This window comes from Pseudomonas sp. S49 (assembly GCF_009866785.1).
Taxonomy (GTDB): Bacteria; Pseudomonadota; Gammaproteobacteria; order Pseudomonadales; family Pseudomonadaceae; genus Aquipseudomonas.
Window position 1 is genome coordinate 6,641,476 of the sequence record NZ_CP019432.1, and the last position, 18,076, is coordinate 6,659,551.

Genomic DNA, 18,076 nt, shown 5'->3' on the forward strand with positions numbered 1-18,076 from the left:
GCTGCGATTTTCTGATCTTCAAAAAGCCGCTGTGGATAACTCAGCTCTTCTTGATCTTCTCCGGCCGCTTCCAGCCGTCGATATTCCTCTGCCGCGCTCGGCCCACGGCCAACTGTGCGTTATCCACATTCTGCGTAATGGTCGACCCGGCCGCCGTGGTTGCACCGTCGGAGATATCCACAGGCGCGACCAGCGAATTATTGGAACCGATGAACACGTCAGCACCCAGCACGGTTTTCCACTTGTTGGCGCCATCATAGTTGCAGGTGATGGTGCCGGCGCCGATGTTGGTACGCGCACCGATTTCGGCATCACCCAGATAAGTCAGATGACCTGCCTTGGCGCCTTCGCCCATGCGGGCATTTTTCAGTTCAACAAAGTTACCCACATGCGCACGCGCTTCGAGCACGGTGCCTGGACGCAGACGCGCAAATGGTCCGGCATCACTGCCCTCGCCCAGAACGGCACCTTCAATGTGCGAGTTGGCCTTGATCACCACACCTTTGCGCAGGGTGCTGTCCTTGATCACACAGTTCGGGCCGATCACCACGTCGTCTTCGATGACAACGTTACCTTCGAGGATCACGTTGATGTCGATCAGCACGTCGCGACCCACGGTGACTTCGCCTCGCACGTCGAAACGCGCCGGGTCACGCAGGGTGACGCCTTGGGCCATCAACCGACGGCCAGCGCGCAACTGGTAGTGGCGCTCCAGCTCGGACAGTTGCTTGCGATCGTTGGCGCCCTGCACCTCCATCGGATCGTGCGGTTGTTCGGTGGCGACAACCAGGCCATCACTCACCGCCATTTCGATCACGTCGGTCAGGTAGTACTCGCCTTGGGCATTGTTGTTCGACAGGCGACTCATCCAGTCGGCCAGACGATTGGCCGGGACAGCGAGAATGCCGGTATTACCTTCAGTAATTGCGCGTTGCGCTTCGCTGGCATCTTTGTGTTCAACGATGGCTGCGACCTTGCCGTCGGCATCGCGCACGATACGGCCGTAACCGGTCGGGTCGTCCAGTTCCACGGTGAGCAAACCCATCTTCCCAGGCACGACGTGCTTGAGCAGACGCTGCAGGGTTTCGACTTCGATCAACGGCACGTCACCGTAGAGGATCAGCACGGTATCGGCAGTAATGAACGGCACCGCTTGAGCGGTGGCGTGACCGGTACCGAGTTGCTTGTCCTGCAGGACGAAATTCAGATCATCAGCGGCCAGACGTTCCCGCACCACATCCGCGCCATGGCCGATCACGACATGGATGCGCTGTGGATCAAGTTGCCGAGCACTGTGGATAACATGCCCCAGCATGGAATTGCCGGCAATCGGATGCAGTACTTTCGGCAGTGCCGAACGCATACGGGTGCCTTGACCGGCCGCGAGGATAACGATTTCAAGAGACATGACTGGCTACCAATCCTGGGTGGTCAGCAACTGCGACCGGGTTTCGGGAATTCGGAAAAGAAAAAAGGGTAGCCGAGGCTACCCTTTTTTATCAATCGCACAACAAGCGGATGACGGATTAACCGCCAAACTTCTTGCGGATCTGCTGGACGGTGCGCAGCTGAGCTGCAGCCTCGGCCAGACGTGCTGACGCAGCGCTGTAGTCGAAATCAGCGCCCTTTTCATGCAGAGCATGCTCGGCAGCCTTGAGAGCTGCTTGAGCCTGAGCTTCATCCAGGTCGGCGGCGCGTTGCACGGTATCGGCAAGCACCTTGACCATGTTCGGCTGAACCTCGAGGAAACCACCGGAGATGTAGAACACCTCGGCTTCCCCGCCTTGCTTGATCAGGCGGATCGGACCTGGCTTCAGATTAGTGATCAGCGGCGCGTGACCCAGAGCGATACCAAGATCACCCAGTGCACCGTGCGCAATCACCATCTCGACCAGGCCGGAAAAGATTTCCCCTTCCGCGCTGACGATATCGCAATGGACTGTCATAGCCATCTGATTGCCTCAACCTAAATTAGCGCCCGTTGCCGGGCGCCGGGATTACAGTTTCTTGGCTTTCTCGATCGCTTCTTCGATGCCGCCAACCATGTAGAACGCTTGTTCTGGCAGGTGGTCGTAGTCACCGTTGAGGATGCCTTTGAAGCCAGCAATGGTGTCTTTCAGGGAAACGTATTTACCCGAAGCACCGGTGAAGACTTCAGCCACGAAGAACGGCTGCGACAAGAAGCGCTGGATCTTACGAGCACGGTTTACCAACTGCTTGTCGGCTTCCGACAGCTCGTCCATACCCAGGATCGCGATGATGTCCTTCAGCTCTTTGTAACGTTGCAGAACGTACTGAACGCCGCGAGCGGTGTCGTAGTGGTCCTGGCCGATTACGTTCGGGTCCAGCTGGCGCGAAGTCGAATCCAGTGGATCTACTGCCGGGTAGATACCCAGGGAAGCGATGTCACGGGACAGAACGACGGTGGCGTCCAAGTGGGCGAAGGTGGTCGCTGGCGACGGGTCGGTCAAGTCATCCGCAGGTACGTATACCGCTTGGATCGAAGTGATCGAACCTTCCTTGGTCGAAGTGATACGTTCTTGCAGAACGCCCATCTCTTCAGCCAGGGTCGGCTGGTAACCTACTGCCGAAGGCATACGGCCCAGCAGTGCGGATACTTCAGTACCGGCCAGGGTGTAACGATAGATGTTGTCGACGAACAGCAGAACGTCGTTACCTTCGTCACGGAACTTCTCGGCCATGGTCAGGCCGGTCAGTGCTACGCGCAGACGGTTACCCGGCGGCTCGTTCATCTGACCGTAAACCAGTGCCACTTTGTCCAGAACGTTGGAGTCCTTCATCTCGTGGTAGAAGTCGTTACCCTCACGAGTACGCTCACCCACACCGGCGAACACGGAATAACCGCTGTGCTCGATGGCGATGTTACGGATCAGTTCCATCATGTTTACGGTTTTGCCTACACCGGCACCACCGAACAGACCGACTTTACCGCCTTTGGCGAACGGGCAAACCAGGTCGATAACCTTGATGCCGGTTTCCAGCAGGTCGTTGCCGCCTGCCTGTTCAGCGAACGAAGGCGCTGGACGGTGAATGCCCCAACGCTCTTCGGTGTCGATCGGGCCAGCTTCGTCGATCGGGTTACCGAGGACGTCCATGATCCGGCCCAGGGTCGCTTTACCGACCGGTACGGAGATGGCTGCGCCAGAGTCGGTAACTTCCAGACCGCGCTTCAAGCCCTCGGTGGAACCCATCGCAATGGTGCGAACCACGCCGTCGCCCAGCTGTTGCTGAACTTCCAGAGTGGTTTCAGCCGCGCTCACTACTTTCAGCGCGTTGTAGATGCTCGGTACGCTGTCGCGTGGAAATTCCACGTCGATAACGGCGCCGATGATTTGAACGATACGTCCGCTACTCATAGCTGGATCCTCTGAATATTTGAACCGTTAAACCGCGGCAGCGCCGCCGACGATTTCCGAGATCTCTTGGGTGATCGCAGCCTGACGCGCCTTGTTGTAGATCAGCTGCAAATCGCTGATCAAATCACCGGCGTTGTCGGTAGCGTTCTTCATCGCGATCATCCGCGCAGCTTGTTCAGCCGCGTTGTTCTCGACCACCGCCTGGTAGACCTGCGACTCAACGTAGCGGACCATCAAGCCGTCAAGCAGCTCTTTGGCATCCGGTTCGTAGAGATAGTCCCAGTGGTGCTTGAGATCCTGATCCGGGGTCGCCACCAATGGAATCAACTGCTCCACGGTAGGCTGTTGCGTCATGGTGTTGATGAACTTGTTGGACACCACGGACAGGCGGTCAATACGGCCGTCCAGGTAGGCATCCAGCATCACCTTGACGCTGCCGATCAGATCATTGATCGACGGCTCTTCACCCAGGTGGCTGATAGCTGCAACGACGTTACCGCCGAAGTTGCGGAAAAAGGCCGCACCCTTGCTACCAACGACACACAGATCAATCTCGACGCCGTTTTCGCGGTTTACCGCCATGTCCTTGACCAGGGCCTTGAACAGGTTGGTATTCAAGCCGCCGCACAGACCACGGTCACTGCTCACCACAACATAACCAACGCGCTTGATTTCGCGGTCGATCATGAACGGGTGGCGGTATTCCGGGTTGGCGTTGGCCAGATGCCCAATAACCTGGCGGATACGCTCCGCATAAGGACGGCTAGCAGCCATGCGCATTTGTGCCTTGCGCATTTTGCTGACCGCCACTTTTTCCATGGCGCTGGTAATCTTTTGCGTGCTTTTGATGCTCGCAATCTTACTGCGAATCTCTTTTGCGCCTGCCATGTAACACCTATCAGGTTAGCAAGCGGGAGCCTCGCGGCTCCCGCTGCGGCTTACCAGGTTTGGGTGGCCTTGAACTTCTCGATACCGGCTTTCATGCCAGCGTCGATTTCGTCATTGAAGTCACCTTTAACGTTGATCTTGGCCATCAAATCGGCGTGATCGCGGTTGAAGAAAGCAATCAGCGCTTGTTCGAAGCTGCCGATCTTGGCGATTTCAATGTCAGTCAGGAACCCACGCTCAGCGGCATACAGCGACAGCGCCATGTCAGCGATCGACATTGGTGCGTATTGCTTCTGCTTCATCAGCTCGGTAACGCGCTGACCATGCTCAAGTTGCTTACGGGTCGCTTCGTCCAGGTCAGAAGCGAACTGGGCGAATGCCGCCAGTTCACGGTACTGAGCCAGAGCGGTACGAATACCACCGGACAGCTTCTTGATGATCTTGGTCTGAGCGGCACCACCCACACGGGATACCGAAACACCGGCGTTCACTGCAGGACGGATGCCCGAGTTGAACATGGCCGATTCCAGGAAGATCTGACCGTCGGTGATGGAAATCACGTTGGTCGGAACGAACGCGGAAACGTCGCCAGCCTGGGTTTCGATGATCGGCAGTGCGGTCAGCGAACCGGTTTTGCCGGTCACTGCGCCGTTGGTGAACTTCTCTACGTATTCTTCCGAAACGCGGGATGCGCGCTCCAGCAGACGGGAGTGGAGATAGAACACGTCGCCTGGGTAAGCTTCACGGCCTGGTGGACGGCGCAGCAGCAGGGAAATCTGGCGGTAAGCCACTGCTTGCTTGGACAGATCGTCATAAACGATCAGCGCGTCTTCACCGCGGTCGCGGAAGAATTCACCCATGGTGCAACCGGAGTACGGTGCCAGGAACTGCAGCGCAGGAGATTCCGAAGCACTGGCAGCCACGATGATCGTGTTGGCCAGGGCGCCGTTTTCTTCCAGCTTGCGAACCACGTTGGCGATGGTCGATTGCTTCTGACCAATGGCTACGTAGACGCAGAAAATGCCGCTGTCTTTCTGGTTGATGATCGCGTCGATCGCCAGAGCGGTTTTACCGATCTGACGGTCACCGATGATCAGCTCACGCTGGCCACGGCCGACAGGGATCATGGCATCGACAGCCTTGTAGCCAGTCTGTACAGGCTGGTCTACCGACTTACGCCAGATCACGCCCGGTGCAACTTTCTCGACCGCGTCGGTCTCGGTGTTGCCCAGTGGACCTTTGCCGTCAACAGGGTTACCCAGTGCGTCGACTACGCGACCCAGCAGTTCCTTACCAACCGGAACTTCGAGGATGCGGCCGGTGCACTTGGCGCTCATGCCTTCAGCCAGAGACTGGTAAGCGCCCAGTACAACGGCACCTACGGAGTCTTGCTCCAGGTTGAGGGCCATACCGTAGACGCCGCCCGGAAACTCGATCATCTCGCCGTACATGACGTCGGCCAGACCGTGAATCCGCACGATGCCGTCAGATACGCTGACGACAGTGCCTTCGTTACGGGCTTGGGAGGTCACATCGAGCTTGTCGATGCGGCCCTTGATAATTTCACTTATTTCGGAAGGATTGAGTTGCTGCATTGCTCTGCTGCCCCTTCAAACTCAAGATTTCAATGCTTCGGCAAGTTTCGCGATTTTGCCGCGAATCGAGCCATCGATAACCAGGTCGCCGGCGCGGATGACGACACCACCTATAAGGGCAGCATCCTCCGCAACTTGCAGGCGCACTTCCCGGTTGAGTCGTGCACTGAGAACCTTGGCGAGTTTGTCTTGCTGTTCTTGGTTCAATGCAAAAGCACTGGTCACTTCAACGTCTACCGACTTCTCTTGTTCGGCCTTGTACAGGTCGAAAAGAGCGGCAATCTCCGGCAGAAGCGGGAGACGGTCGTTTTCGGCAACGACATTGATGAAGTTCTGTGCCTTGGCATCAAACTTGTCGCCGCACACGTCAATAAACGTGGCGGCCTTTTCTGCGCTCGTCAGTCGCGGGGCCTTGAGCACGCGCTGCATGGTGTCATCTTGTGACACCGCTGCAGCCAGGCCGAGCATGGCTGACCAATTGGCCAGTTGCTGGTGGGCCTGAGCGTGCTCGAAGGCCGCCTTAGCGTAAGGTCGGGCCAACGTGGTCAGTTCTGCCATGATCGCCCTCGCTTAGATTTCAGCAGCCAGTTGGTTAACCAGCTCTGCGTGCGCGTTTTGATCGATTGTGGCACCCAGGATCTTCTCGGCGCCGCCGACAGCCAGCAAACCCACTTGGGCGCGCAGCTTGTCTTTGACACTGTTCAGTTCCTGTTCGATCTCGGCTTGAGCCTGAACCTTCACACGGTCAGCGTCGACACGGGCCTTTTCAACGGCCTCTTCGACAATCTGGTTACCGCGTTTCTTGGCTTGCTCGATGATTTCAGCTGCCTGAGCTTTCGCTTCGCGCAGTTGCTGACCCGCTTTTTCTTGGGCCAACTCCAGGTCGCGAGCTGCACGGCTGGCAGCGTCCAGACCATCAGCGATCTTCTTTTGACGTTCGTGCAGAGCAGCGATGACCGGAGGCCATACATACTTCATGCAGAACAGTACAAAAATCAGGAACGCAACGGACTGGCCAATCAGGGTCGCATTAATGTTCACGCCAACACCTCGCAGTTACGTTGTCCATCACATCAAATTACTCGGAAAAATCCGGGTAATTAGCCAGCGATCTGACCAACGAACGGGTTCGCAAAGGTGAAGAACAGAGCGATACCAACACCGATCATGGTTACGGCGTCGAGCAGACCGGCAACGATGAACATTTTAACTTGCAGCATTGGAACCATTTCTGGCTGACGCGCTGCGCCTTCCAGGAACTTGCCGCCCAGCAGGCCGAAACCAATTGCGGTACCCAGTGCGCCCAGGCCGATCAACAGTGCAACAGCGATAGCGGTTAGACCAACTACAGTTTCCATCTTTCCTCCCGACTTTTACGTCGTATGGTTTAGGTTTTTTAGATTAAAGCGGTAAAACAAATCGTTTCAGGTGCCCTGTGAAGAGCCCCTTCCCGTTTGACCGGGAAGGACATCAGACTAGTCGAGACTGGTCTTAATGGTTTTCTTCGTGCGCCATCGACAGGTAGACGATGGTCAGCATCATGAAGATGAACGCCTGCAGCGTGATGATCAGGATGTGGAACACAGCCCACGCCCACTGCAGAACAACGCCCAGGCCGCTCAGCCAGAGCAGGCCGCTGCCGAACATCACAGCGATCAGAATGAACACCAGCTCGCCGGCATACATGTTGCCGAACAGACGCAGAGCCAGAGAGATCGGTTTGGCGATCAGGGTCACGAATTCCAGCAGGAAGTTCACCGGGATCAGCAGGGCTTGAACGAAGATGTTCTTGCTGCCGAACGGGTGCAGGGTCAGTTCGCCGATGAAGCCGCCGAAGCCCTTGACCTTGATGCTGTAGAAAATGATCAGTGCGAAAACCGAGAACGCCATGCCCAGGGTCGCGTTCGGGTCGGTGGTCGACACGGCACGGAACGGGATGTGGTGGTCGCCGGAGATCAGGATGGCCAGCTGAGGAATCCAGTCGACCGGTACCAGGTCGACGGCGTTCATCAGGAACACCCAGACGAAGATGGTCAGTGCCAACGGTGCAATCACCGGGCTACGGCCATGGAAGCTGTCTTTCACGCTGCCATCGACGAATTCGACCAATACTTCAACGAAGTTCTGCAAAGCACCCGGCTGACCCGAAGTCGCTTTCTTTGCCGCCATGCGGAAAAGAAGAACGAAGATCAGACCCAACGCGACCGACCAGCCGAGAGTATCGACGTGGAAAGCCCAGAAGCCCATTTCTTTGGCCTCTGCTGCGGTATGGGCAAAGCCCCAGCCGCCGTTAGGTAGCTGACCGAAGGTCAGGTTCTGCAAGTGGTGCTGGATATAGCCCGAAGCGGTTGTTTCTGCCATGGTTGCCTCAAACGCCCTAAGGTCTCGAAAGTCTTGTTCTCATCAGCAGGGGAGCGAACCAGCTGACCGACTGAGTCAGCACGAACACGCCGAATACTGCTATCGGCGCCAGTGGCTTCACACCTGCAAACACCAGTGCAAAGAGCACTGCCGTCAAAATCAGTTTGCCTGCCTCGCCGGCATAAAATGACCGGACGATGGACTGGGCTGCTCGGGCGCCGGAAAACCGAAATGCCTTGTGAGCAAAATAAACATTGGGCAGCAAGGCTATCAGGCCTCCGCAAAGTCCCGAGTATCCGGCAACGACTCCGTGCCATTGCCAGAGCGCCAAAGCGGCAATGAGCAAAATGACAAATTGAGCCATCAACACCGGAAAAACCGCCAGGCGATGGAACGGCAGGCGGTTTGGCTTGCGGGTTTCCATCACGTTTGCTCTCCAATGGTCGGCTGCCAGAATTCAATAACTTGGCATAATTTGTGCCGACAAAATGCGCGCAGAGTATAGGGGCGGTTCTGCCCCTATTCAACTGTCAGGTAGTGATTTCCGACTGCGCGCTACATGAGGAAATGTTTCAGCGGATGTGTGCGAGCACACCTTGAAGCTCATCGAGCGAGTTATAACCGATCACCAACTGACCCTTTCCCTTCTTCCCGTGGCGAATCTGCACCGCAGAGCCTAGGCGCTCGGCCAGACGCTGTTCGAGACGGGCGATATCCGGGTCGGGTTTGCTCGCTTCCACAGGCTCCGGTTTGCCACTCAACCACTGGCGAACCAGTGCTTCAGTTTGGCGCACGGTAAGACCGCGTGCGACAACATGTCGCGCCCCTTCCACCTGCTGATTGTCCGGCAGACCGAGCAAAGCACGGGCATGACCCATTTCCAGGTCGCCGTGAGACAACATGGTCTTGATGACTTCCGGCAGTGCAATAAGCCGCAACAGGTTAGCCACAGTGACGCGGGACTTACCCACAGCCTCGGCAACTTGCTGCTGAGTCAGCTGGAATTCCTGCTGCAAACGCTGCAGGGCCACCGCTTCTTCGATCGGATTGAGGTCTTCGCGCTGGATGTTCTCGATCAGCGCAATGGCGATCGCCGTTTCATCCGGCACATCGCGAACCATTGCCGGGATGGTTTCCTGCCCGGCTTGCTGGCTCGCGCGCCAGCGGCGTTCACCGGCGATGATCTCAAAGCGGCCCCCGCCAATCGGGCGCACCACGATCGGCTGCATCACGCCTTGCGCCTTGATCGACGCCGCCAGTTCTTCCAGCGCCTGCGGATCCATATCCCGGCGCGGCTGGTATTTGCCACGCTGCAGCAGATCCAGCGGCAGGTGTTGCAACTCACGGGTGTCAGCCTGCGCGGCTTGTTCTTCCAGCGCGCTGACGGTCGGACCACTCAGCAGTGCATCCAGTCCACGTCCGAGACCTCGTTTCTTGACGGCCATGGGGATTCCTTAAGTTGCCTGAGCGGCGGCGATGCGTGAATTTTTGCGCTGACGGCGAACCATCTCGCCGGCCAGGGCCAGATAAGCCAGGGCGCCACGCGATTGTTTGTCGTAGGCCAGCGCCGGCATGCCGTAGCTCGGCGCTTCGGCCAGACGGATGTTGCGCGGGATCACCGTGTCGTAGAGCTGTTCGCCGAAGTGTTCCTTGAGCTGCGCCGAAACGTCATTCATCAGGCTCAGGCGCGGGTCATACATGGTCCGCAGCAGGCCTTCGACTTTCAGGTTCGGATTGAGCAGTTCGGCGATGCGCTTGATGTTATCCACAAGGTCGCTGAGACCTTCGAGCGCAAAGTACTCGCACTGCATCGGGATAATGACCCCGTCTGCAGCAACCAATGCGTTCAGCGTCAGCATCGACAGCGACGGAGGGCAGTCGATCAGAATGTAATCGTAGTTTTCGCGGATCGGCGCCAGCGCGCTGCGCAGACGGCTTTCCTTCATCTGCATTTCCAGCAGAACCACTTCGGCCGCCGTCAAATCGCGGTTGGCCGGCAGCAGTTGATAACCGCCGTGCTCGGAATAGTGCATGGCCTGGGCCAGATCGCATTCGCCGATCAACAGGTCGTAGACCGAATTTTCCAGGCCGTGCTTATCCACACCGCTACCCATGGTGGCGTTGCCCTGTGGATCGAGATCGATCAACAGCACCCGGCGCTTGGTCGCGACCAGGGATGCTGCGAGGTTGATGCAGGTGGTGGTCTTGCCCACACCACCCTTTTGGTTCGCTATCGCGAATACCTTAGCCATTCTTGCTTGTGTTCCCAATCATGCCGTGCGGCGCAGTATCAGCAGATGGCGTTGGCCTTGGCAACCGGGTACGGCCAGGGCGTGTTCGCTATCGAGTTTGAAGTCTGCCGGCAATGCTACCAGCTCATCGGCCGGATGAACGCCCTTCATTGCCAGCCAGCGTGTATCGGCGTCGCCTAAGTGGCGAGTCCAGTTGGTGAAGTTCTCCATGCTGCTGAACGCCCGGGAAATGATCCCGTTGAACGGTTGAGCAGGCTGGAAGGCTTCGACACGACTGTGGATAACTTGCAGGTTATCCAGTTTGAGTTCGAGTTTGACCTGAGTCAGAAAGCGGGTTTTCTTGCCGTTGCTGTCCAGGCAGGTCACTTGCGCGTCCGGATACAGGATCGCCAACGGGATACCCGGCATGCCGCCGCCGCTGCCGACGTCGAGCCAGCGGCCGTTTTCAATGAACGACATGACGCTCAGACTATCGAGCAAGTGCCGCGACACCATTTCGTCCGGATCGCGCACGGCGGTCAGGTTGTAGGCCTGGTTCCATTTGATCAACAGGGCCAGATAACCCAGCAGCAATTCATGCTGGGCTTCAGTGAGATTGACACCGAGCTCGCGGGCTCCTGTGGATAACTCTTCGGCGTGTTGCGAAGTGACCTTAGAACTCAAGCGCTTTGCTCCAACTGACGGCCCGCGCCGCGTTTTTTCAAATGAATCATCAACAGCGAAATCGCTGCCGGGGTCACGCCCGGGATCCGCGAAGCCTGGCCCAGCGTCTCTGGTCGAGTCGCGCCGAGCTTGCTCTGGATCTCCTTGGAGAGACCGGAAATGTTGGTGTAATCGATATCCACAGGCAATTTCGTGTCTTCACTGGCGCGCAGACGGGCAATTTCGTCCTGTTGACGATCGATGTAACCGGCGTATTTGGTCTTGATTTCAACCTGCTCGGCGACCTGTGGATCTTCGGCGCCGTTGCCGGTCACTTCGACCAGACCAGCGTAGTCGATTTCCGGACGACTCAAGAGATTGAGCAAATTGTATTCATGTGTCAGCGGCGTGCCGAATTTCTCGGCAATCGCATCGCCCTGCTGCGTATTCGGGCGAACCCAAGTGCTTTTCAGGCGCTGCTCTTCGAGTTCGATGCTTTCGCGTTTCTTGCAGAAGGCTGCCCAACGCGCGTCATCGACCAGGCCGAGTTCGCGACCTTTTTCGGTCAGACGCAGGTCAGCGTTGTCCTCGCGCAGAATCAGGCGGTACTCGGCACGGGAAGTGAACATGCGGTACGGCTCTTGGGTGCCGAGGGTGATCAGGTCGTCGACCAACACACCGATGTAGGCTTCGTCGCGACGTGGGCACCAGGCTTCTTTGCCCTTGGCGCGCAGTGCGGCGTTGGCACCCGCCAGCAAACCTTGGGCGCCGGCTTCTTCGTAGCCGGTGGTGCCGTTGATTTGTCCGGCAAAGAACAGACCGCCGATGACTTTGGTCTCGAGGCTGTACTTCAGGTCGCGCGGATCGAAGTAGTCGTACTCGATCGCATAACCCGGACGCACGATGTGTGCGTTTTCCATGCCACGGATCGATTGCACGATCTGCAATTGCACGTCGAACGGCAAGCTTGTGGATATCCCGTTCGGGTACAGCTCATGGGTGGTCAAACCTTCCGGTTCGATAAACACCTGATGACTTTCCTTGTCAGCAAAGCGGTGGATCTTGTCTTCGATCGATGGGCAATAGCGCGGGCCAATGCCTTCGATTTCACCGGCAGCCGAATACATCGGCGAACGATCGAGGTTCGCGGCAATGATTTCGTGGGTGCGGGCGTTGGTGTGAGTAATCCAGCAACTGACCTGGCGTGGATGCTGTTCTTTGTTGCCCATGAACGACATCACCGGAATCGGCGTATCGCCCGGTTGCTCGGTCATCACCGAGAAATCCACAGACTTGCCGTCGATACGCGGCGGTGTACCGGTTTTCAGGCGACCGACACGCAATGGCAGTTCACGCAGACGGTGAGCCAGTGCAATCGATGGCGGATCACCGGCACGGCCGCCGGAAAAATTCTGCAAACCGATGTGGATAAGTCCGCCAAGGAACGTACCGGTGGTCAACACCACGGAATCGGCGAAGAACCGCAAACCCATTTGCGTGACCACGCCACGGACTTGTTCCTGCTCGACGATCAAGTCGTCAGCGGCTTGTTGAAATATCCACAGGTTCGGCTGGTTTTCGAGGATTTCGCGGACAGCGGCTTTGTACAGAATCCGGTCGGCTTGCGCACGAGTCGCCCGTACGGCTGGGCCTTTGCGGCTGTTCAACACGCGAAACTGGATGCCGCCCAAATCGGTGGCCGTTGCCATCGCGCCGCCGAGGGCATCGATTTCCTTGACCAGATGGCTTTTGCCAATGCCACCAATGGCCGGGTTGCAGCTCATGGCACCGAGGGTTTCCACGTTATGCGTCAGCAACAGGGTTTTTGCCCCCATACGTGCTGAGGCCAGTGCTGCCTCGGTACCGGCATGACCGCCGCCGATGACGATCACTTCAAAACGGGAAGGGAAATCCACCACGCACCTCGTGCCTGCTTAAGTAGGTAATTCAGGAATAGTTTGAGATCAGGTTTTTGGACCTGGTCGACAAGTATAGGGACTTCGCCCTTCCTAAAGAACCCTTTGCACAAAATTTAACCAGCTGTGGAGAACTCGAGGTTAAAAGAATAAAAAAGAGAGAAATTTATAAAACCTTTGTTTTTATGTTTATTCTTACTGAGCATACTTTCTGTGGATAGATTGCTACAGGCCTTTATATTCAATGTGTACAGAGATTCAAAACCCTGTGACCATGTGCCAATGAGGGCCTTGGATAACCGGTTTAAGCCTGTGGATTAAAGGGGTGGTTATCCACAGAGGGGTTTATATCCAGTTTTGAGGCCCTGTTATCAACCGGCCTCAGTGGCAGTTATTCACAGGGATTAAGTCACAGAAATGCGGTGAATGAAGAAATAACGGGCACGAGAAATCCGCTCAGGGAGATGAAATCTGCCCGGCACTGGAGAAAGATTTGAGAAATAAGAGGCGCAGACAGGTCGCGAATGGACCTGTCTGTGGAAAGCGGGGGGTTATTTACCGATACAGAAGCTGGAAAAGATCCGTCCCAGCAGATCATCAGAGCTGAATGCCCCGGTGATTTCCCCTAGAGAGTGCTGAGCCTGACGCAGGTCTTCGGCCAGCAACTCGCCGGCACCGGCCAGAGTCAGTTGTGCACGACCGTGTTCAAGGGCTGCACTGGCATGGCGCAACGCTTCCAGATGGCGGCGACGAGCACTGAAGCTGCTTTCCGAAGTCTGCTCGTAGCCCATACAGGCCTTCAGGTGATCGCGCAGCAGTTCCAGGCCATTGCCTGCAGATTTGGCGCTCAGGCTGATCGTCACGTGGCCATCTTCACTGACTTCCAGGGAAATGGATTCACCCGTCAGGTCTGCCTTGTTACGGATCAACGTAACTTTGGCCGGATCCGGCCGGGTTTCAAGGAATTCTGGCCACAGGGCAAACGGATCCAGCGCTTCCGGAGCGGTCGCATCGACCACCAGCAGGACGCGATCCGCTTCGCCGATGGCTTTCAGTGCGCGCTCAACGCCAATCTTTTCCACCTGATCGTCGGTATCACGCAAACCTGCGGTATCGACAACGTGCAACGGCATGCCGTCGATGTGGATATGTTCACGCAGAATATCGCGGGTGGTGCCGGCAATCTCGGTGACGATCGCCGCTTCTCGACCGGCTAACGCATTCAACAGGCTGGACTTGCCGGCATTCGGACGACCGGCAATCACCACGGTCATGCCATCGCGCAACAAAGCGCCCTGCCCGGCTTCACGCAGTACTGTGGATAATTCATCGCGGACCTTGTCCAGCATGCTCAGCACATGGCCATCGGCGAGGAAGTCGATTTCCTCTTCGGGGAAGTCGATGGCGGCTTCGACGTAAATGCGCAGACCGATCAGTTGTTCGGTCAAGTTATGCACACGCTGGGAAAAAGCGCCTTGCAAAGAACGCAGAGCATTGCGTGCAGCCTGTGCCGAACTCGCCTCGATCAAATCGGCTATCGCTTCGGCCTGGGCCAGGTCGAGTTTGTCATTGAGGAAGGCACGTTCACTGAATTCACCCGGACGGGCCAGACGGCAACCCAATTCCAGGCAACGCTTGAGCAACATATCCAGCACGATCGGGCCTCCATGGCCCTGCAGTTCCAGAACGTCTTCGCCGGTGAACGAGTTCGGTCCCGGGAAATACAGCGCCAGACCTTCATCGAGCACTTGCTGGTCGTCACTGAAAAACGGCCCGTAATGGGCGTAACGCGGTTTCAGTTCACGGCCGCTGATAGCTTTCGCGGCAACGCTGGCCAGCGGCCCGGAAATACGGACGATGCCCACACCGCCGCGACCTTGAGCAGTGGCGACAGCGGCGATGGTTTCACGAGGTGTGCTCATAAACCGGAATCCAGACAAAAGTGGCAGATAGCAAAACGCCCCACTAGGGGGCGTTTTGAGTGGTGTTATCCACAGTGCAAGTTACGCCTCGGCTTTTTTCGTCGCCGCTTCGATCTTACGCGTGATGTACCACTGTTGTGCAATCGACAGGCAGTTGTTCACAACCCAGTACAGCACCAGACCTGCCGGGAACCACAGGAAGAAGAAGGTGAAGATGATTGGCATCATTTTCATGACCTTCGCCTGCATCGGATCCGGCGGAGTCGGGTTCAGCTGCTGCTGGATGAACATGGTTGCGCCCATGATGATCGGCAGAATGAAGAACGGATCCTTGATCGACAGGTCAGTGATCCACAGCATGAACGGCGCTTGGCGCATTTCCACGCTTTCCAGCAGAACCCAGTACAGCGAAAGGAAAACCGGCATCTGCACGAGGATCGGCAAGCAGCCGCCCAGCGGGTTGATCTTCTCTTTCTTGTACAGCTCCATCATGGCTTGCGACATTTTCTGCCGGTCATCGCCATGTTGCTCTTTCAGAGCAGCCAGTTTCGGTGCAACGGCACGCATACGCGCCATCGATTTGTAGCTGGCAGCCGACAGAGGGAAGAAAATACCTTTGATCAGCATGGTCAGGAAGATGATCGACCAGCCCCAGTTACCGACAATGGCGTGGATGTGTTGCAGCAGCCAGAAAATTGGCTGGGCAATGAACCACAGAATGCCGTAGTCGACGGTCAGTTCCAGACCTGGGGACAACTCTTTCAATACAGCCTGGCTTTTCGGACCGGCGTACAGCACAGCGCTGGTTTCAACTTTGGCACCCGGAGCAGCGGTCAGTGTTGGACCGGTGTAACCGATGATGTAGTTGCCTTTGCTGTCTTTACGGGTCTGGACGATGTTGTTTTCGCCCTTGGCCGGAATCCACGCAGTCACGAAGTAGTGTTGCAGCCAGGCTACCCAACCACCGGTTACGGTTTCTTTCAGCTGTGCCTTGTCCATGTCCTTCATGGACACTTTCTTGTACGGCTCCGAACTTGTCCACAGGGCGGCGCCCAGGTAAGTCGCGGTGCCAGTAGCGGTTGTGGACGAAGGATCAGCGCTTGCATCGCGCTTCAACTGCGCGAACATCGCGCCATTCCAGGGCTGAGCGCTCTGGTTATCCACAATGTAGGAAACGGCTACGTCATACAGGCCGCGTTTCAGGGTGAAACGCTTGATGTAGTTGACGCCGTCCTTGCTGAACTTCAGGTCGACGACCAGTTGGTCCTGACCGTCAGCCAGTTGATAAGTCTTCTTCTCCGAGGAGTAGACCGGACGACCGGCCGGATTTGCATCCGGGCCATTGGTGCCGATCAGACCGCTTTGGGCCAGATAAACACGTTCGCCGCCGTTATCGAACAGCTGGAACGGAACATCAGGACGATCCTGACGACGTGGATACAAAGGCAAGGTCAGTTGAGCAACATCGCCACCTTGTGGATCGATCGCGAGATCGAGCACGTCGGTTTTGATCTGGATCAGATCCTTGCTGGCGGCTACCGGAGTTTCGGCAGGTGCGCTGGTATCGCTAGCGGCGCGCGGAATATCGTCACTGGCGGCAGCATTATTGCCAGTGGCGGTGTCCGGCAAACCGGATGTAGTCGTACTGGAAGCAACATTCTGAGTCGGCAGGGCAGCCTGGCCATAGTCCTGGTTCCATTTAAGAACCATAACGTAGGACACGATTGCCAGGGCGACGATCAGGATCGTGCGTTTGATATCCATGATTACTCGGCCATCGAAGAAGAACGGGAGGTAGGGATAGGTGGAACCGGGTCATAACCACCGGGATTCCACGGATGACAGCGACCTAAACGACGAAAGGTCAGCCAGCCACCGCGCAGAAGGCCATGATTTTCGATGGCTTCATACGCGTAGCAGGAACAACTGGGGTAGAAACGACAGTGGCTGGCCATCAAAGGACTAATGGCATAGCGATAAAACTGGATCGGAACGAGGGCCAGTTTACGCATCGGTACTGTCTACCCCTACAGTTTCGGTTTTGACTTCTGGAACTGGCTTGCTGCGTGCCAGACGCTTCCAGAGCTTGCCGAAATGCTGAATCAATTCGGGGTTTTCTACATCGCCCAGACCTTTGCGCGCGACGATAACGATATCCCAGCCGACCAGTGAATCCTGGTGCAGACGGAACGATTCGCGCATCAAACGTTTGAGGCGATTGCGCTCAACGGAGAGCTTTACGCTCTTTTTCCCGATAACCAGCCCGAGACGGGGGTGATCAAGATCGTTGTTGCGTGCAAGGAGCAGGAGATTTTTCCCCGGAACCTTGCCGGTAGGGGAGTCAAAGACTGCCTTGAAATGCCGGGGGGTAAGCAGACGCTTTTCCCGACTGAAGTCCTGACTCACCTCCAGTACCGGATTATCAAACTGCCAGACGCGCACGACCTTTGGCGCGACGACGCGACAGGACTGCGCGGCCGTTCTTGGTAGCCATGCGAGCACGGAAACCGTGGGTACGAGCGCGTTTGATAGTGCTTGGTTGGAAAGTACGTTTCATGTCGTGTTACCTGGTTCGTCCACAACGGGCCGGAATGGCCCCCGTTTTAAGAGACCGGGGATTCTAGAGAAAGCAAGCCTTCAGGTCAATTTCCAACCAGCGTTTCCTTATAAATAGATATCTGGAGCATTTCTGCCGGACTGCCTGTTCGCCATACATAAAAATAAAGAAGGGAATTATTTAAAGCTTTTCTGTAAAGCTTATAAAAGCTAGGCACGCCCTCTTCTGTGGATAAGTGACCTCAGCCCATGTGTTACCTGATGTACAGAGAATGACAACTACAGTGGAAAACCGTGGTCAGCCTGTGCTGCGCTATCGGATAACCTGTGTGTGGAAAGCCTTGTTATCCACAGGCAGGTTATCTACCGGGTTCAACCCCCAGTTGTCCAGTGCCCTTAGAGGTGGTTATCCACAGAGCTTATTCACACACCGTTGGTCGCCTTTTTCCGATTTAACGCATTGATAAATCATGGTCACCGCGCAACCTGCATGTGGATAAGTGGACGGCTCGCCGCTACAATGGCCGCTTGTTTTTGCCTCACCGGCTTTCAACTTAGGGGATATCC

The 18,076-nt window shown here is 56.5% G+C and carries 19 protein-coding genes; all 19 read right to left on the reverse strand.

Annotated elements, in window-relative coordinates; all coding sequences use genetic code 11:
• Positions 1-40: 40 nt before the first annotated feature.
• A complete protein-coding gene (gene glmU / locus PspS49_RS29540; protein ID WP_160042436.1) occupies positions 41-1,408 on the reverse strand; it encodes a bifunctional UDP-N-acetylglucosamine diphosphorylase/glucosamine-1-phosphate N-acetyltransferase GlmU in 1,368 nt (455 codons plus the stop codon).
• A 118-nt stretch (positions 1,409-1,526) separates the two neighbouring features.
• Entirely contained in the window at positions 1,527-1,952 is a 426-nt protein-coding gene (locus PspS49_RS29545) for a F0F1 ATP synthase subunit epsilon (protein WP_053125284.1), read from the reverse strand.
• A gap of 45 nt (positions 1,953-1,997) precedes the next feature.
• On the reverse strand, positions 1,998-3,377 hold the full coding sequence (gene atpD / locus PspS49_RS29550) for a F0F1 ATP synthase subunit beta (protein WP_007911961.1): 1,380 nt from the start codon (positions 3,375-3,377) through the stop codon (positions 1,998-2,000).
• Positions 3,378-3,404: 27 nt separating this feature from the next.
• A complete protein-coding gene (gene atpG / locus PspS49_RS29555; RefSeq protein WP_007911960.1) occupies positions 3,405-4,265 on the reverse strand; it encodes a F0F1 ATP synthase subunit gamma in 861 nt (286 codons plus the stop codon).
• A gap of 50 nt (positions 4,266-4,315) precedes the next feature.
• Complete coding sequence (gene atpA, locus PspS49_RS29560; protein WP_016984064.1) at positions 4,316-5,860, reverse strand: F0F1 ATP synthase subunit alpha; 1,545 nt, start codon at positions 5,858-5,860, stop codon at positions 4,316-4,318.
• Positions 5,861-5,881: 21 nt separating this feature from the next.
• Entirely contained in the window at positions 5,882-6,418 is a 537-nt protein-coding gene (locus PspS49_RS29565; protein ID WP_007911956.1) for a F0F1 ATP synthase subunit delta, read from the reverse strand.
• A gap of 12 nt (positions 6,419-6,430) precedes the next feature.
• Positions 6,431-6,901, reverse strand: coding sequence for a F0F1 ATP synthase subunit B (locus PspS49_RS29570; RefSeq protein ID WP_003229781.1), 471 nt, complete (start codon positions 6,899-6,901; stop codon positions 6,431-6,433).
• A 59-nt stretch (positions 6,902-6,960) separates the two neighbouring features.
• Positions 6,961-7,218 (reverse strand): F0F1 ATP synthase subunit C, encoded by a 258-nt coding sequence (gene atpE / locus PspS49_RS29575; RefSeq protein WP_003097235.1) that lies wholly within the window; start codon positions 7,216-7,218, stop codon positions 6,961-6,963.
• 133 nt (positions 7,219-7,351) lie between these two features.
• Entirely contained in the window at positions 7,352-8,221 is an 870-nt protein-coding gene (gene atpB / locus PspS49_RS29580) for a F0F1 ATP synthase subunit A (RefSeq protein ID WP_007911917.1), read from the reverse strand.
• Between the two features lie 16 nt (positions 8,222-8,237).
• Positions 8,238-8,645, reverse strand: a complete 408-nt coding sequence (locus PspS49_RS29585) for a F0F1 ATP synthase subunit I (protein ID WP_008084411.1) — start codon at positions 8,643-8,645, stop codon at positions 8,238-8,240.
• Positions 8,646-8,793: 148 nt separating this feature from the next.
• Positions 8,794-9,666 (reverse strand): ParB/RepB/Spo0J family partition protein, encoded by an 873-nt coding sequence (locus PspS49_RS29590; RefSeq protein WP_116028606.1) that lies wholly within the window; start codon positions 9,664-9,666, stop codon positions 8,794-8,796.
• A 9-nt stretch (positions 9,667-9,675) separates the two neighbouring features.
• Complete coding sequence (locus PspS49_RS29595; RefSeq protein WP_007911909.1) at positions 9,676-10,473, reverse strand: ParA family protein; 798 nt, start codon at positions 10,471-10,473, stop codon at positions 9,676-9,678.
• Positions 10,474-10,491: 18 nt separating this feature from the next.
• On the reverse strand, positions 10,492-11,136 hold the full coding sequence (rsmG, locus tag PspS49_RS29600) for a 16S rRNA (guanine(527)-N(7))-methyltransferase RsmG (RefSeq protein ID WP_150774626.1): 645 nt from the start codon (positions 11,134-11,136) through the stop codon (positions 10,492-10,494).
• A complete protein-coding gene (gene mnmG, locus PspS49_RS29605) occupies positions 11,133-13,031 on the reverse strand; it encodes a tRNA uridine-5-carboxymethylaminomethyl(34) synthesis enzyme MnmG (protein WP_016984066.1) in 1,899 nt (632 codons plus the stop codon). Before mnmG ends, rsmG begins: the two co-directional genes overlap by 4 nt.
• A gap of 551 nt (positions 13,032-13,582) precedes the next feature.
• Positions 13,583-14,953, reverse strand: coding sequence for a tRNA uridine-5-carboxymethylaminomethyl(34) synthesis GTPase MnmE (mnmE, locus tag PspS49_RS29610; RefSeq protein WP_160042437.1), 1,371 nt, complete (start codon positions 14,951-14,953; stop codon positions 13,583-13,585).
• Positions 14,954-15,034: 81 nt separating this feature from the next.
• Positions 15,035-16,717 carry a membrane protein insertase YidC gene (gene yidC, locus PspS49_RS29615; RefSeq protein WP_095119693.1) on the reverse strand — a complete coding sequence of 561 codons (1,683 nt, stop codon included), beginning with the start codon at positions 16,715-16,717 and terminating at the stop codon, positions 15,035-15,037.
• Positions 16,718-16,719: 2 nt separating this feature from the next.
• Positions 16,720-16,965 (reverse strand): membrane protein insertion efficiency factor YidD, encoded by a 246-nt coding sequence (yidD, locus tag PspS49_RS29620; RefSeq protein WP_010465488.1) that lies wholly within the window; start codon positions 16,963-16,965, stop codon positions 16,720-16,722.
• On the reverse strand, positions 16,958-17,359 hold the full coding sequence (gene rnpA / locus PspS49_RS29625; RefSeq protein WP_016984072.1) for a ribonuclease P protein component: 402 nt from the start codon (positions 17,357-17,359) through the stop codon (positions 16,958-16,960). The genes yidD and rnpA overlap by 8 nt, the downstream gene beginning before the upstream one ends.
• A gap of 16 nt (positions 17,360-17,375) precedes the next feature.
• Positions 17,376-17,510, reverse strand: a complete 135-nt coding sequence (gene rpmH / locus PspS49_RS29630) for a 50S ribosomal protein L34 (protein WP_003213577.1) — start codon at positions 17,508-17,510, stop codon at positions 17,376-17,378.
• Positions 17,511-18,076: the final 566 nt, after the last annotated feature.

Bases quoted from the DNA above. Each gene is read 5' to 3' on its own strand.
- glmU (WP_160042436.1), bottom strand. From the start codon at position 1,408: ATGTCTCTTGAAATCGTTATCCTCGCGGCCGGTCAAGGCACCCGTATG.
- PspS49_RS29545 (WP_053125284.1), bottom strand. From the start codon at position 1,952: ATGGCTATGACAGTCCATTGCGATATCGTCAGCGCGGAAGGGGAAATC.
- atpD (WP_007911961.1), bottom strand. From the start codon at position 3,377: ATGAGTAGCGGACGTATCGTTCAAATCATCGGCGCCGTTATCGACGTG.
- atpG (WP_007911960.1), bottom strand. From the start codon at position 4,265: ATGGCAGGCGCAAAAGAGATTCGCAGTAAGATTGCGAGCATCAAAAGC.
- atpA (WP_016984064.1), bottom strand. From the start codon at position 5,860: ATGCAGCAACTCAATCCTTCCGAAATAAGTGAAATTATCAAGGGCCGC.
- PspS49_RS29565 (WP_007911956.1), bottom strand. From the start codon at position 6,418: ATGGCAGAACTGACCACGTTGGCCCGACCTTACGCTAAGGCGGCCTTC.
- atpE (WP_003097235.1), bottom strand. From the start codon at position 7,218: ATGGAAACTGTAGTTGGTCTAACCGCTATCGCTGTTGCACTGTTGATC.
- atpB (WP_007911917.1), bottom strand. From the start codon at position 8,221: ATGGCAGAAACAACCGCTTCGGGCTATATCCAGCACCACTTGCAGAAC.
- PspS49_RS29585 (WP_008084411.1), bottom strand. From the start codon at position 8,645: ATGGAAACCCGCAAGCCAAACCGCCTGCCGTTCCATCGCCTGGCGGTT.
- PspS49_RS29590 (WP_116028606.1), bottom strand. From the start codon at position 9,666: ATGGCCGTCAAGAAACGAGGTCTCGGACGTGGACTGGATGCACTGCTG.
- PspS49_RS29595 (WP_007911909.1), bottom strand. From the start codon at position 10,473: ATGGCTAAGGTATTCGCGATAGCGAACCAAAAGGGTGGTGTGGGCAAG.
- mnmE (WP_160042437.1), bottom strand. From the start codon at position 14,953: ATGAGCACACCTCGTGAAACCATCGCCGCTGTCGCCACTGCTCAAGGT.
- yidC (WP_095119693.1), bottom strand. From the start codon at position 16,717: ATGGATATCAAACGCACGATCCTGATCGTCGCCCTGGCAATCGTGTCC.
- yidD (WP_010465488.1), bottom strand. From the start codon at position 16,965: ATGCGTAAACTGGCCCTCGTTCCGATCCAGTTTTATCGCTATGCCATT.
- rpmH (WP_003213577.1), bottom strand. From the start codon at position 17,510: ATGAAACGTACTTTCCAACCAAGCACTATCAAACGCGCTCGTACCCAC.